Origin of the sequence: Cronobacter sp. EKM101R, assembly GCF_963888145.1 — a bacterium.
Lineage (GTDB): Bacteria > Pseudomonadota > Gammaproteobacteria > Enterobacterales > Enterobacteriaceae > Cronobacter > Cronobacter turicensis.
Window position 1 is genome coordinate 213,830 of sequence record NZ_CAWPHW010000023.1, and the last position, 14,660, is coordinate 228,489.

At 58.3% G+C, this 14,660-nt stretch carries 11 protein-coding genes and 1 pseudogene; 7 read left to right on the forward strand and 5 right to left on the reverse strand.

The window, feature by feature from the left end; all coding sequences use genetic code 11:
- The 3 genes and pseudogenes from AACV31_RS13595 to AACV31_RS13605 all read right to left on the reverse strand — a co-directional run.
- Nucleotides 1–1,409 (reverse strand): annotated as a pseudogene (locus AACV31_RS13595) (hypothetical protein); the annotation flags it as partial.
- 11 nt (nucleotides 1,410–1,420) lie between these two features.
- Entirely contained in the window at nucleotides 1,421–1,858 is a 438-nt protein-coding gene (locus AACV31_RS13600) for a hypothetical protein (RefSeq protein ID WP_075198218.1), read from the reverse strand.
- Nucleotides 1,859–2,257: 399 nt separating this feature from the next.
- A complete protein-coding gene (locus tag AACV31_RS13605; protein WP_075198217.1) occupies nucleotides 2,258–3,304 on the reverse strand; it encodes a PLP-dependent cysteine synthase family protein in 1,047 nt (348 codons plus the stop codon).
- 115 nt (nucleotides 3,305–3,419) lie between these two features.
- On the opposite strand from AACV31_RS13605, the gene AACV31_RS13610 reads away from it, so the two are divergent.
- The 5 genes from AACV31_RS13610 to amtB all read left to right on the forward strand — a co-directional run bounded on the left by AACV31_RS13610 (nucleotide 3,420) and on the right by amtB (nucleotide 9,373).
- Nucleotides 3,420–3,881, forward strand: coding sequence for an Lrp/AsnC family transcriptional regulator (locus AACV31_RS13610; RefSeq protein ID WP_004387554.1), 462 nt, complete (start codon nucleotides 3,420–3,422; stop codon nucleotides 3,879–3,881).
- 57 nt (nucleotides 3,882–3,938) lie between these two features.
- Nucleotides 3,939–5,714 carry a SmdA family multidrug ABC transporter permease/ATP-binding protein gene (locus AACV31_RS13615; RefSeq protein WP_075198216.1) on the forward strand — a complete coding sequence of 592 codons (1,776 nt, stop codon included), beginning with the start codon at nucleotides 3,939–3,941 and terminating at the stop codon, nucleotides 5,712–5,714.
- Nucleotides 5,707–7,485: a SmdB family multidrug efflux ABC transporter permease/ATP-binding protein gene (locus tag AACV31_RS13620; protein WP_165153177.1), complete on the forward strand. Its 1,779-nt coding sequence runs from the start codon at nucleotides 5,707–5,709 to the stop codon at nucleotides 7,483–7,485. Before AACV31_RS13615 ends, AACV31_RS13620 begins: the two co-directional genes overlap by 8 nt.
- A gap of 231 nt (nucleotides 7,486–7,716) precedes the next feature.
- Complete coding sequence (gene glnK, locus AACV31_RS13625; protein ID WP_004387552.1) at nucleotides 7,717–8,055, forward strand: P-II family nitrogen regulator; 339 nt, start codon at nucleotides 7,717–7,719, stop codon at nucleotides 8,053–8,055.
- 31 nt (nucleotides 8,056–8,086) lie between these two features.
- Entirely contained in the window at nucleotides 8,087–9,373 is a 1,287-nt protein-coding gene (gene amtB / locus AACV31_RS13630; RefSeq protein WP_007766718.1) for an ammonium transporter AmtB, read from the forward strand.
- A gap of 175 nt (nucleotides 9,374–9,548) precedes the next feature.
- Here the strand turns inward: amtB and tesB are convergent, their stop codons facing one another.
- Nucleotides 9,549–10,409, reverse strand: a complete 861-nt coding sequence (tesB, locus tag AACV31_RS13635) for an acyl-CoA thioesterase II (RefSeq protein WP_007766811.1) — start codon at nucleotides 10,407–10,409, stop codon at nucleotides 9,549–9,551.
- Between the two features lie 223 nt (nucleotides 10,410–10,632).
- Between tesB and AACV31_RS13640 the strand changes: the two genes are divergently transcribed.
- Nucleotides 10,633–11,205, forward strand: coding sequence for a YbaY family lipoprotein (locus AACV31_RS13640; protein WP_007766812.1), 573 nt, complete (start codon nucleotides 10,633–10,635; stop codon nucleotides 11,203–11,205).
- Nucleotides 11,206–11,236: 31 nt separating this feature from the next.
- Here the strand turns inward: AACV31_RS13640 and AACV31_RS13645 are convergent, their stop codons facing one another.
- On the reverse strand, nucleotides 11,237–11,548 hold the full coding sequence (locus AACV31_RS13645; RefSeq protein ID WP_165153179.1) for an MGMT family protein: 312 nt from the start codon (nucleotides 11,546–11,548) through the stop codon (nucleotides 11,237–11,239).
- 205 nt (nucleotides 11,549–11,753) lie between these two features.
- Here AACV31_RS13645 and cas3 point away from each other — a divergent pair, with 205 nt between their 5' ends.
- Nucleotides 11,754–14,387, forward strand: a complete 2,634-nt coding sequence (gene cas3 / locus AACV31_RS13650; protein ID WP_165153181.1) for a CRISPR-associated helicase Cas3' — start codon at nucleotides 11,754–11,756, stop codon at nucleotides 14,385–14,387.
- Nucleotides 14,388–14,660: the final 273 nt, after the last annotated feature.

Below are 14,660 nucleotides of genomic sequence, written 5' to 3' on the forward strand. Positions count from 1 at the left end.
GCCTTTTTGAGCGCGGCGAGTTCGGCGGCGCGTTTATCGAGTTCCGCCTGAAGCGCCTGCGCTTTGTTATTCAGCGCACCGACGCTCTTCTCATTCTGCGCGGTAAACGTCGCTTTCTCCTGCTCCAGCTGCGCGAGCTGTTTTTCCAGCGCGCTCTGGCTCTGGGTGTGCTCTGCGCCCGCCTTTTTGAGCGCGGCGAGTTCGGCGGCGCGTTTATCGAGTTCCGCCTGAAGCGCCTGCGCTTTGTTATTCAGCGCGTCGACGTTCTTCTCGTTCTGCGCGGTAAGTTTCACTTTCTCCTGCTCCAGCTGCGCGAGCTGTTTTTCCAGCGCGCTCTGGCTCTGGGTGTGCTCTGCGCCTGCCTTTTTGAGCGCGGCGAGTTCGGCGGTGCGTTTATCGAGTTCCGCCTGAAGCGCCTGCGCTTTGTTATTCAGCGCGTCGACGTTCTTCTCGTTCTGCGCGGTAAGTTTCACTTTCTCCTGCTCCAGCTGCGCGAGCTGTTTTTCCAGCGTGCTCTGGCTCTGGTTGTGCTCTGCGCCTGCCTTTTTAAGCGCGGCGAGCTCGGCGGCGCGTTTATCGAGTTCCGTCTGAAGCGCCTGCGCTTTGCTATTCAGCGCACCGACGATCTTCTCATTCTGCGCAGTAAGCTTCACTTTCTCCTGCTCCAGCTGTGCGAGCTGTTTTTGCAATGCGCTTTCGCTTTGCGCGCGTTTATCGCCTGTGGTTTTTAGCGCCACCAGTTCATCGGCGCGCTTATTCAGCTCATTGCGCAGCGCCTGCATATCACGATTAACACGCGCGCTGTCCTGCGCATTGCGTTCTGCGATGGCAGCCTTTTCCGTTTCAAGACGCGCTATCTGCTTCTGCAGTGTGCTTTCGCTTGTGGAATGGCTCGTGCTCGCTTTTTTCAGCTGCGCAAGCTCTGTAGTTTTACTGGCGAGCGCAGCCTGAAGTTCCGCGGTTTTTTGCTCCAGCACTTCGATGCGTGCGGCCTGCTGTGTGCTGGTCGCGCCTTGTTCGCGCTGTGCGCTCTGCAGGTTGCGGGAGAGGCGGTCGTTCTCTTTCGCAAGCGCGCTGTTGTCTTTCAGCAACTGCGCGTTTTGCGCCTGGAGTTCGCCGGGCGCGCTGAGGCTTTTCTTCTCCTGCTCCGCCGCTTTCAGCTGTTTTTTCAGGCGGGCGATCTCTTGCTGGAGATCGTTAATTTGCGCGCGCGACGCCGACGACGTTTGCGCGCGCCGGGTGGGTGCCGGGAAGTCTATCTGCTTCACTTCAATCTGCTGAATGGACGACAGAAAATCATTACCCTGAGCGGCAGCGCTATTTTGCGCAGCCCAGGACGACTGCCCGCTCAGTGCGAGCGCCAGCAAAGCGGCGAGCGCGGTGAGGCGGCTTTTTATTCTTCCCTTCATCCCATCACCTCTCATTTAGCCAGCCCTGCGCCTTTTTTCAGCTCGGCCAGCAGAGACTGCGAAATCGTATTGCAGGCGTCATTAACACGGAACTGATACAGCGGCGTGATGGTCTCTACCATAATATTGGACAGATCGTTACTGATGGAGGCGTAATATTGCGTCGCTTTAATGCTGCGATATAGCGTGTCTATCTGCTCGCGATATTTTTCACGATTGATATCCGATAGGTGTTTGGTTTCAGCAAGACAGCGTTCAAGACGCACTTTGGTATCGTTATTTACGGGTGCCAGCTGGTTCATGGACTCAACCGGCGTCGGCGAAGGTTGCGCGGAGACGCTCGCCGCCTGCGGCGCGGTGCTTTTCACCGGTACGCTTTTTGGTGCCGCGGTACAGGCGCTTAAAGACATCATCATCGCAGCCATATAAATGCTTTTGTTATTGAACATATTATCTCTTATCTGTCTGATTACAGGATGCCAGCTATCCCTGCGCAATCTGGCCGGGATGACCCGAAATGTGTCCAGTAATAGACTGACTAACCGCGAGAAGCGCGCGGCGTTATGCCAGCATACCGGGAGAAAGAATGCTGATTTTATACAGAGTTGATGAAGATAGATTTTAATAAATTCTTAAAAGTGATTAGTTTATTTCTTAAGAAAATAATAATTGATGATTCATTTGGTTTATTTATGGATGAGAGGGCAGAGCGACGGCTTAATGGTTAATTCTTATGATGGCTTTTTTTACATTTTCGAAACTAATATAAACGAGCAATTTTTCCAGAAACAGATTATCTATAAAAAAAGCGGCGTATCAGCGCCGCTCGTGTGCCGCCAGTCGTTCGCTTAACGCAAAAGTTCATGGATAGCGGCGCGCCAGGGCGAGATATCGCCAATCGTGGCCGCCACCCATTCCGGGTTGTGATAGGTTTCCAGATACCGCTCGCCGCTGTCGCACAGCAGCGTGACGATAGCGCCGCTGCGGCCTTCGTCGCGCATTCGCGCCGCCAGTTGTAGCGCGCCCCACATATTGGTGCCGGTGGAGGCGCCCACTTTGCGGCCCAGCAGTTCGCTCAGCCACTGCATCGCCGCCACGCTCGCCGCGTCCGGCACCTGTAACATCTCGTCTATCACATCGGGAATAAAAGAGGGCTCGACGCGCGGGCGGCCAATCCCCTCAATGCGGCTGCCGACGCGGCTTTTTAGCCCGCCGTCGCGCTGCTGCCAGTAATCGTAAAAGACCGAGTTCTCAGGGTCGACCACCAACAGGCGCGTCTCGTGCCCCTGATAGCGCAGGTAGCGGCCAATGGTGGCGGACGTGCCGCCGGTGCCGGCGCTCATCACGATATAATCGGGCACCGGGTGCGGCTCGTTGCTCATCTGGCGGAAAATACTGTCGGCGATATTGTTATTGCCGCGCCAGTCGGTCGCGCGCTCGGCGAAGGTAAACTGATCCATGTAGCGGCCGCGCAGCTCGCGGGCGAGCACTTCCGACGCCTCGTAAATTTCGCAGGCGCTCTGCACGAAATGGCAGCGGCCGCCGTAAAACTCAATCTGCTCCACCTTGCGCCGCGCGGTGCAGGCGGGCATCACGGCGATAAACGGCAGGCCCAGCATGCGGGCGAACCAGGCTTCCGAAACCGCGGTGGACCCGGATGACGCCTCGATAACCGGCGTGCCTTCGCGGATCCAGCCGTTGCTCAGACCGTATAAAAACAGCGAGCGCGCCAGACGGTGCTTCAGGCTGCCGGTAGGGTGCGTGCTTTCGTCTTTCAGATAGAACCAGATGCCCGGAAACGCGGGCAGGGTAAAGCGGATCAAATGGGTATCCGCGGATCGCCGGGCGTCGGCGTGGATCTCATTAATGGCGTGGTGAACCCAGGTGCTGGACATGATACGTTCCGGTTTATCAATTTGTGCCCAGCGTAAAGCATCTGACAGGAAAATAAGTTGCCTTTTAGCCTGCCAGTTGCTGGTATGAGAGAAAAATTTTCTACAGGAATCGGCAATGTTAGATAAAATTGATTGCAGGCTACTTGCGCTGCTTCAGGAGGACGCGACGCTTTCTTTGCAGGCGCTCGCCGATGCCGTTAATCTGACGACAACGCCCTGCTGGAAGCGGCTCCGGCGGCTCGAAGATGACGGCTATATTATTAAGCGCGTCGCGCTGCTCGACCCGGAAAAACTCGGCCTCGGCCTCACCGCCTTTATGCTGATTAAAACGCAGCATCACAGCAGCGACTGGTACAGTCAGTTTGTCGCGGTGGTGGAAGAGATGCCGGAAGTGCTCGGTTTCTGGCGCATGGCGGGCGAATACGACTACCTTATGCGGGTACAGGTGGCCGATATGAAAAGCTATGACGACTTTTATAAACGTCTGGTTAACCGGGTGCCGGGGCTGTCAGATGTCACTTCGAGCTTCGCCATGGAGCAGATAAAATACACCACGGCCCTGCCGCTTAAGCGCTGAACCGTCTGGCTCGCCACGACATCCGCGCTTTATCATCAGACCAATCAGGAATTTCGCGTGCGATTATTTGCTCAGTTAAGCTGGTATTTTAGCCGGGAGTGGCGTCGCTACCTCGGCGCGGTTGCCCTGCTTATTGTTATCGCCATTTTGCAGCTGGTGCCGCCAAAGGTGGTGGGCTACGTTGTCGATGGCGTCACCCAACACCACTACACCACGCGCCAGGTGCTGCTGTGGGTGGGCCTGCTGGTGGTGATTGCGATTGTTGTCTATCTGCTGCGCTACGTCTGGCGCGTGCTGCTCTTTGGCGCGTCCTATCAACTGGCCGTTGAACTGCGGCGCGATTTCTACCGCCAGCTCAGCCGCCAGCATCCGGAATTTTATCTGCGTCACCGCACGGGTGATTTGATGGCGCGCGCCACCAATGACGTAGACCGCGTAGTCTTCGCCGCGGGCGAGGGCGTACTGACGCTGGTCGATTCGCTGGTCATGGGCTGCGCGGTGCTGGTCATCATGTGCACCCAGATTAGCTGGCAGCTCACGCTGCTGGCGCTGTTGCCGATGCCGGTGATGGCGATTGTCATCAAGCGTTACGGCGATCAGTTGCACAATCGATTTAAAGCCGCGCAGGCGGCGTTTTCGTCGCTCAACGACAGAACCCAGGAGAGCCTGACCAGCATCCGCATGATCAAGGCGTTCGGCCTGGAAGACAGGCAGTCGGCGCTGTTTTCTGAAGATGCGCGCGATACCGGCGTGAAAAACCTGCGCGTGGCGCGCGTGGACGCCCGTTTCGACCCGACGATTTATATCGCGATTGGCATGGCGAACCTGCTGGCCATCGGCGGCGGCAGCTGGATGGTGATGAACGGTACGCTGACGCTCGGCCAGCTCACCAGCTTTATGATGTACCTTGGCCTGATGATTTGGCCGATGCTGGCGCTGGCGTGGATGTTTAACATTGTCGAGCGCGGCAGCGCGGCATACAGCCGCATTCGCGCGCTGCTGGCGGAGGCGCCGGTGGTGGAAGATGGCCAGGCGTCGCTGCCTGCCGGACGCGGCGTGCTGAAAGTCGCTATCCGTGAATTCCGCTACCCGCATGCCGCCCGGGCCACGTTGCATAATGTGCAGTTCACGCTGAAGCCCGGCCAGATGCTGGGACTGTGCGGCCCGACAGGCGCCGGGAAAACCAGCGTGCTGTCGCTCATCCAGCGCCATTTCGATCTCGACCAGGGAGAGATAACGTTTCATGACGTCTCGCTCGCGCGCGTGCATCTGGATGACTGGCGCGCCCGGCTTGCGGTCGTCAACCAGACGCCGTTCTTATTCTCCGATACGGTCGGCAGCAATATCGCGCTGGGCAAACCTGACGCCACGCAGCAAGAGATAGAACAGGCGGCGAAACTCGCCTGCGTGCATGACGATATTCTGCGTCTTCCGCAGGGGTATGACACCCAAGTCGGCGAGCGCGGCGTCATGCTCTCCGGCGGCCAGAAGCAGCGTATCTCCATTGCCCGCGCGCTGCTGCTGGAGGCCGAAATCCTGGTGCTGGACGACGCGCTTTCCGCGGTCGATGGCCGCACCGAACACCAGATATTGCATAACCTGCGCCAGTGGGGCGAAAACCGCACGGTGATCATCAGCGCGCACCGGCTCTCGGCGCTGACCGAAGCCAGCGAAATTCTGGTGCTGCAACACGGCCAGGTGGCGCAGCGCGGGCGGCACGAGGCGCTCGCGCTTCAGCCGGGCTGGTATCGGGATATGTATCGCTATCAGCAGCTCGAAGCGGCGCTGGACGACGCGCCGGAAGAGAACGACGAGGAGGCGCTGAATGCGTAATACCGTAAAGAGCTGGTCGACGCTGAAACGTCTGCTGGCGTATGGCTCGCCGTGGCGTAAACCGCTCGGCGGCGCGGTGCTGATGCTCTGGGTCGCCGCGGCGGCGGAAGTGACCGGGCCTGCGCTCATCAGTTATTTCATCGACAACCTGGTAGCGAAAAACCAGCTGCCGCTGGGGCTGGTGGCCGGGCTGGCGTTCGCCTATGTGCTGCTGCAAATCCTCGCCGCCGGACTGCATTACTGGCAGGCGCTGCTGTTTAACCAGACGGCGGTAGGCGTGGTGCAACAGCTGCGCACCGATGTAATGGACGCCGCGCTGCGCCAGCCGCTCAGCGCGTTCGATACCCAGCCGGTGGGGCAGTTGATTTCGCGCGTCACTAACGATACCGAAGTGATCCGCGATCTCTATGTCACGGTGGTGGTGACGGTGCTGCGCAGCGCCGCGCTGATCGGCGCGATGCTGGTGGCGATGTTCAGCCTCGACTGGCGCATGGCGCTGGTGGCCATCACCATCTTCCCGGCGGTGCTTATCGTGATGACGATTTATCAGCGCTACAGCACGCCGATTGTGCGACGGGTGCGGACTTATCTGGCGGACATTAACGACGGCTTTAATGAAGTCATCAGCGGGATGAATGTTATCCAGCAGTTTCGCCAGCAGATCCGTTTTGGCGAGCGCATGAACGCCGCCAGCCATTCGCACTATCTGGCGCGTATGCAGACGCTGCGCCTGGACGGCTTTCTGCTGCGCCCGTTGCTGAGCCTCTTTTCCGCGCTGGTGCTGTGCGGGCTGCTGATGCTGTTTGGCTTCACCGCCGCCGGGACGATTCAGGTGGGCGTGCTCTACGCGTTTATCAGCTATCTGGGTCGTCTTAACGAGCCGTTGATCGAGCTCACCACCCAGCAGTCGATTTTGCAACAGGCGCTGGTGGCGGGCGAACGCGTGTTCGAGCTGATGGACAGGCCGCGCCAGGACTACGGCCATGATGAGCGCCCGCTGGCGAGCGGGGCGATTGAGGTGGATAACGTCTCTTTCGCCTATCGCGACGATCAGCTGGTGCTGAAAGATATTTCGCTCTCGGTGCCGTCACGTCACTTCGTGGCGCTGGTCGGGCATACCGGCAGCGGCAAAAGCACGCTGGCGAGTCTGCTGATGGGCTACTACCCGCTCACGTCGGGCGAAATCCGCCTCGATGGCCGACCGCTTGCCTCGCTCAGCCATGGCGTGCTGCGCAAAGGCGTGGCGATGGTGCAGCAGGATCCTGTCGTGCTTGCCGATTCTTTCTTCGCGAACGTTACGCTCGGGCGCGACATCGACGAAGCGCGGGTATGGGCGGTGCTGGAAACGGTACAACTCGCCGAACTGGCGCGCGGGATGAGCGACGGCATTCATACCCGTCTCGGCGAGCAGGGCAACAATCTCTCCGTCGGGCAGAAGCAACTGCTGGCGCTGGCGCGCGTGCTGGTGGACGCGCCGCAGATCCTGATCCTCGACGAAGCGACCGCGAATATCGATTCCGGTACCGAACAGGCGATTCAGCACGCGCTGGCGGCTATCCGTCCGCATACGACGCTGGTGGTTATCGCGCACCGTCTTTCGACTATCGTTGAGGCGGACACCATTCTGGTGCTGCATCGCGGGCAGGCGGTGGAGCGGGGCAGTCATCAGGCGTTGCTTGAGGCGCGCGGACGCTACTGGCAGATGTATCAGCTCCAGCTTGCCGGCGAAGAGTTACAGGCTGCGGCGAAAGAGGAACCGCTCAGCGCCTGATGCACCAAAATTACGCGTTCTGCTAACACGCATCCTTAGTGGTGCAAAAATGTAACGCACCGTGCACCGGCATGGTGCGTTTTTGCTTTTATTCCCCGTCACACGCCGTTTAACGACGCCTCCCTCCAGCGGTTTCTGCCGCCGCCGCACGCTTTTCTATTCTTGGCACGCCGCTTGCTTTACCTGTTTATCGTCGCTGCCGAATTACCCATTTCTGACTGGAGGGGATCTATGAAGCTGGTTACCGTGGTAATCAAACCGTTCAAACTGGAAGACGTGCGTGAAGCACTCTCCACCATTGGCATTCAGGGGCTTACCGTCACCGAGGTGAAAGGGTTCGGGCGCCAGAAAGGCCATGCCGAGCTTTACCGCGGCGCCGAATACAGCGTGAACTTCCTGCCTAAAGTAAAAATCGACGTGGCGATCGCAGACGATCAGCTGGATGAGGTTATCGAGGTGGTCAGCAAGGCCGCGTGGACCGGTAAAATTGGCGACGGCAAAATTTTTGTCGCCGAACTGCAACGCGTGATTCGTATTCGTACCGGCGAAGCCGACGAAGCGGCTCTCTGATTTCTGGCCAACCGTTACAGGAATGCACAAGATGAAACACACAGCCTTTAAATCGGGTTTCGGCCTGCTTGCTTTATTGCCGGGCATTGCCCTGGCGGCGCCCGCAGTAGCGGATAAAGCCGATAACGCCTTTATGATGATCTGCACCGCGCTGGTGCTGTTTATGACGATCCCCGGCCTCGCGCTCTTTTACGGCGGTCTTATCCGCGCGAAAAACGTACTCTCGATGCTGACGCAGATTTCCGTCGCGTTCGCGCTGGTTTGCGTGCTGTGGGTGGTGTATGGCTACTCGCTGGCGTTCGGCAGCGGCGGCAGCTTCTTTGGCAACGTCGACTGGCTGCTGCTGAAGGGCATCAAAATTACCGACCTGATGGGCAGCTTCTATCAGTACATTCACGTCGCGTTCCAGGGCTCCTTCGCCTGTATCACCGTGGGGCTTATCGTCGGCGCGCTGGCGGAACGCATCCGCTTCTCGGCGGTAGTGATTTTCGTGGCGGTGTGGCTCACCTTCTCCTATGTGCCGATTGCCCATATGGTCTGGGGCGGCGGTCTGCTGGCGTCTCACGGCGCGCTGGATTTCGCAGGCGGCACCGTGGTGCACATTAACGCCGCTGTGGCGGGCCTGGTGGGCGCGTATCTGGTCGGCAAACGCGTCGGGTTTGGCAAAGAAGCGTTTAAACCGCATAACCTGCCGATGGTCTTTACCGGCACCGCGATCCTTTACTTCGGCTGGTTCGGCTTTAACGCCGGCTCCGCCAGCGCGGCCAACGAAATCGCGGGCCTGGCGTTTGTGAACACCGTTGTCGCGACGGCGGCGGCCATCCTTGCCTGGGTCTTTGGCGAATGGGCGCTGCGCGGTAAACCCTCGCTGCTGGGCGCCTGCTCCGGCGCCATTGCCGGTCTGGTGGGCGTGACGCCTGCGTGCGGCTACATCGGCGTTGGCGGCTCGCTTATCGTGGGTATCGCGGCGGGTCTGGCAGGCTTGTGGGGTGTGACCATGCTGAAACGCTGGCTGCGCGTTGATGACCCGTGCGACGTGTTCGGCGTGCATGGCGTCTGCGGCATCGTGGGCTGCATCCTGACCGGTATCTTCGCTTCCACATCGCTCGGCGGCGTGGGTTATGCCGAAGGCGTGAGCATGGGCCATCAGGTGCTGGTGCAGCTTGAGAGTATCGCGATTACCGTGGTGTGGTCCGGCGTGGTGGCGTTTATCGCTTACAAAGCCGCGGATCTGACAGTCGGCCTGCGCGTTTCCGAAGAGCAGGAGCGCGAAGGGCTGGATGTCAACAGCCACGGCGAGAATGCCTACAACGCCTGATAGTTGGGCTATCTCCAGAGCACAAAAACCTCCCGCATGCGGGAGGTTTTTTTATGGGGAGAGTTGAGGAGGTTATGTAAAAAGGTGGGTGCGCTTACGCTTACCCACCCTACGGTAAAAGTGAACGTCTTGTGTAGGGCGGGTAAGCGAAGCGCACCCGCCGTTCTGGCCCAGCTTACCCGCGTTTTCTCATCACGCCTTCCTGCACGGTCGAGGCGACCAGCACGCCATCCTGCGTATAAAACTCGCCGCGCACAAAACCACGGGCGCTGGAGGCGGACGTACTCTCCACGCTGTAAAGCAGCCACTCGTTCATATCGAACGGACGGTGGAACCACATTGAATGATCGATCGTCGCCACCTGCATTCCCGGCTCCAGGAAGCCAACGCCGTGCGGTTGCAGCGCCACCACCAGGAAATTGAAGTCCGATGCGTAACCGAGCAGCGACTGATGCACGCGCACGTCATCCGGCATCTGTCCGTTGGCGCGCATCCATACCTGACGCTCCGGTTTCGCCGTGTGGCCTTTCAGCGGGTTGTGAAACTCCACGGGGCGGATCTCAAGCGGCTTATCGCACAGGAATTTGTCCTTCACCTGCGGCGGGAGAAGATGCGCCAGCGAGCGGGCGATTTCAGTTTCCGATTTCAGCCCGTCAGGCGCAGGCGCGGGCGGCATGATTTTCTGATGCTCAAAGCCGCCTTCCGGCGCCTGGAACGAGGCGGTCATATAGAAAATCGGCTTTCCGTTCTGAATGGCCGCCACGCGCCGGGCGCTAAAACTATTACCGTCGCGCAGGACTTCCACGTCATAGACGATGGGTTTCTGGCTGTCGCCGGGGCGCAGGAAATAGCTGTGAAACGAGTGGACGAGACGATCTTCCGGTACCGTCGCTTTGGCGGCATACAGCGCCTGTCCGACCACCTGGCCGCCGAACACCTGCCGTAATCCGAGATCTTCGCTTTGGCCGCGAAAAAGCCCTTCTTCGATTTTTTCCAGATTTAATAACGCGAGTAAATTGCTCAGCGCCTGACTCATAAAGGGTCCTCTGCTACCGGGAAATGCACAGCTGTGCGAATAATATATTCCGATTATAACGCAGAAAGAGAACTGGTCAGAGGGGTTCAATAATCTTAATAGCGCCCCGTTTCCAGGCGAAAATTAGTGATATGTGCCACACTTAGCCCGACAAACATGTTGTGACAGCTCACGCTGGTGAGTGCCAGGCGCTTACTGGTGCATTGAAAATAAGGAGAACGCCATGAAACTCGTGCACATGTTAAGTGGTTTAGCCGTTGCCGTTGCTCTGGCTGGTTGCGCGCAGGATAAAAGTGCCGATATCGCTGTTCCAGCCCCGAACCCGAATACCTCCGGCGTCGCGACGAAGCCGGTCATTAAACAGCCGAACGTTTCCGGGACCGTATGGATCCGCCAGAAAGTGGCCCTGCCGCCGGATGCTGCGCTGACCGTAACGCTCTCGGACGCCACCCAGGCAAATGCGCCGTCGAAAGTACTGGCGCAGAAAGTGGTGCGTACCGAAGGCAAACAGGCGCCGTTCAGCTTCGTGCTGCCGTTTAACCCGTCTGACATTCAGCCGAATGCCCGCATTCTGCTGAGTGCAGCCATCACGGTTGACAATAAACTGGTGTTTATCACCGACCGCGTGCAGCCTGCGGTGAACCAGGGCGGTACCAAAATCGACCTGACGCTGGTGCCGGTGCAGCAGACCGCCGTGCCGGTACAGGCTGGCGGCGGCGCGGTAACGACCGTACCGTCAACCTCGCCGACGCAGGTTACGCCGTCCTCCGCCGTTCCGGCCCCGACGACGTACTAAGCCCGCTTAAGCGCCTCTTCGGAGGCGCTTTTCAGTAGCGCCATCCATAGCGCGCCATATCGATTTCTCCTTTCCCCGAGACCTGTACGCCCTCCGCGAGCAATGCCTGACGCTGGCGCTGTAAATCCGGCCCGGTCAGCGAAATCTCCCCGCGACGATTTACCACCCGATGCCACGGCAATTTGCTGCCTTCCGGCAGACGCTTCAGCACGCCGCCCACCTGCCGCGCCGCCCGTGGCGAGCCCGCCAGTCGCGCCACCTCGCCATACGTCGTGACGCAGCCTTCCGGAATGGCGGCGACAATCTGGTAAACGCGCTGCGGGAAGGTGTCTTGATTGTCCATGAGGGCTCCTTGATGTGAGGCGTTAAGCATAAGAAAGCATGAGGGAGGGGCGCAACAGTGTCATGTTTTTTTATCATTCCTTTTAATATTAATTATTTAATTATCAGTTGGTTATATGATTAAGGCGCAGCGAAATACGTTTGCGCTCACAGTACGATTCCGGAGTGCGTCGCAGAATAGGCGAAATGCATCAACGGGCTGATTTATGAGCGGATATTTATACTGGGGCAAAGCCCGAAAGGGCGAAAATCATCAGGGCGATGAATACCATTTACTGCAATGCCATTCGCTGGACGTGGCCGCTTGCGGGTATGTGATGGTTAAGGAAAACCGCTTTAATGCCGCCGCTCTCTTTGCGGCGCTCGGCATAGACGATCGCGAAACCGCAGCGACCTTTTTCGCCTGGCTGCTATGCTGGCATGACATCGGTAAATTTGCGCGTCTGTTTCAGCAAAAGTACCGGTGTGATGCGCTGGACCACGGCCAGCGCGACGTCAGCGACAGCCGCCATCACCATACCGTCACCGGCACATGGCTGTGGCAAAACCATCTTGGTGATGGTGTGGCGCAGGGCATGACAGGCCTGTTGTCGGCGCGTGAGCGTAAACGCGTGCTGGACAGGTGGATGCCTGCGGTGATTGGCCACCACGGCAAGCCCGTCTCCTGTGAAAACTGCCATAACGATTTCCTGCCGGAAGATATCGCTGCCGCCAGAGAGTTTGCCAACGCGGTGAATGCGCTGTTCCCGGCGGTTGCCCTGCCGCCGTTATGGAAAGACGACAACTGGCGGGAGGCATTCCCGAAGAAAAGCTGGCTGGTCTCCGCGCTCACGGTGCTGGCGGACTGGACGGGCTCCGCTAACCTGCACTTCCCCTGGGTGGCGCAGGCGATGCCGTTTGAAGATTACTGGGCACGCGCTGTTGCCCAGGCGCAACGGGCGCTGCGCCTGTTGCCGCCAGCAAGCGATATTGCGCCCTTTAACGGCATCGAAACGCTTTTTCCTTTTATTACCGAGCCCACGCCGCTTCAGCAAAACGCGCTGGAGATAGATATTCATGCGCCAGGCCCGCATCTCATCATTCTTGAAGATGTGACTGGCGCCGGGAAAACCGAGGCGGCGCTCGTGCTGGCGCATCGCCTGATGGCGGCGGGGCATGCCCGTGGGTTATACATCGGGTTACCGACGATGGCGACGGCGAACGCCATGTATGCGCGAATGGAACGCGCCTGGCTGCGGCTGTATCGCGAAGGCAGCCACCCGAGCCTCGTGCTGGCGCACAGCGCGCGCCGGTTATCTGAGAACTTTAACGCCTCCATCTGGGCGCCTGAATTACTGCCGAACGACTCCGGCGACGAGGCTGCGGCGTATGACGGCTGCGCCGCCTGGTTTGCGCAGTCGCCTAAAAAGGCGCTGCTCGCCGAAACCGGCGTCGGGACGCTCGACCAGACGATGATGGCGGTCATGGCGTTCAAACACCAGAATCTGCGCCTGCTGGGCCTGAACGATAAAGTACTCATCGCCGATGAAATTCACTCTTACGATGCGTATATGTCGCATGTGGTGGAAAAACTCGTTGAGGCGCGCGCCCGCTGCGGTAACACCACGATTCTACTCTCGGCTACGCTTTCGCAGACGCAGCGTGAGCGTCTGATCGCCGCCTTTTATAAAGGGCTTAACGCCACCCATGAACCACCGCGTCTGGGGCCTGACGACTACCCGTGGGTCACGCATCTTCACGCACAGGGCATCGACGGGCAGCGCGTCGCCACGCGTGCGCAGGTGCAGAGACGTGTCGGTATTGGCTGGATGGAGGATGAAGCCGCGTGCCTCGATAAAATCGAAGCCGTGGCGCGCGGGGGCGGTTGTATCGGCTGGATACGCAATTCTGTCGATGATGCGGTGAATAGCTACCGGGAATTAATTCGCAGAGGAAATATCCCGGAAGAGAATATTATTTTATTTCATAGCCGGTTTGCCTTTATCGACCGTAACGATAAAGAAGACAGAACGCTGAAATGGTTCGGAAAAGAAAACTCTGTTAATCGAAGTGGTAAGGTCATTATATCCACTCAGGTGATAGAACAATCAGTTGATATAGATCTGGATTATTTAATTAGCGACCTCGCACCGGTCGATTTACTCATTCAGCGCGCCGGACGGCTGCAACGGCATATCCGCAATATATACGGCCAGCTTAAATCAAGCGGCGCGGATGAACGTCCTTCGCCACGGCTGGATATTCTCGCACCGCGTTGGCAGGCGCAGCCGGATGAAAAATGGCTGACCTCCGCCATGCGTAATACCAGCTATGTTTATCCGGCGCATTCCCGGCTCTGGCTGACCCAGCGCGTCTTGCGCGAACAGGGCGAAATACGGATGCCCGAAGCAGCGCGCCTGTTAATCGAAGCCGTATATGGCGAAGACGTTGAGGTGCCGGAAGGCATGAAACGTTCTGAAGATAAGGCGCTGGCCGACTATTACTGCCAGCGCGCCATTGCGAGCAAATATGAAATTTCCCTCGACGTTGGCTACAGCGTTGAGAGCGCGGAGCTATGGGGGCCGGAACCCTCAACCCGTCTGGGGGAAATGGTGGTCCCTCTGTGGCTCGCCCGGGACACGCCGCAGGGCATAATGCCCTACGCGCAGGGGGATAACGCCTGGGAGATGAGCGCGCTGCGCGTGCGCAAAAGCTGGTGGGACAAGCACCGCGGCGAGTTTACACTGCTTTGCGGTGACGCGCTTTCTCAGTGGTGCAGCGCGCAGCGTAAACCAGAGGCGGTGGTGATTCTGCTGCCGGGCGGCTATTCAGCCAAAGAGGGGCTTATCGGCGAGGCGTAACTTAGTAAATCCCAGGGCGAGTGCCCTGGGATTTTTATCCCCGCGCTCGCGGGGAACGCTTAAACACCAGGAGAAAAAATACACTGGTTTATCCCGGTTTATAACGACGGGAACGAAATCAGAGTAATAGATAAGAAATAAAATCAAAAGGTGTAATATTTATCTTGATGTTTTTTTTAGCGCTGTGTCACTTTTTATTTGAAGCGTCAGGCGTATTTTTTAATGAGTTCGATCGAGGTGATTGAATTATTTTCGACATGAATTAATTGTTTT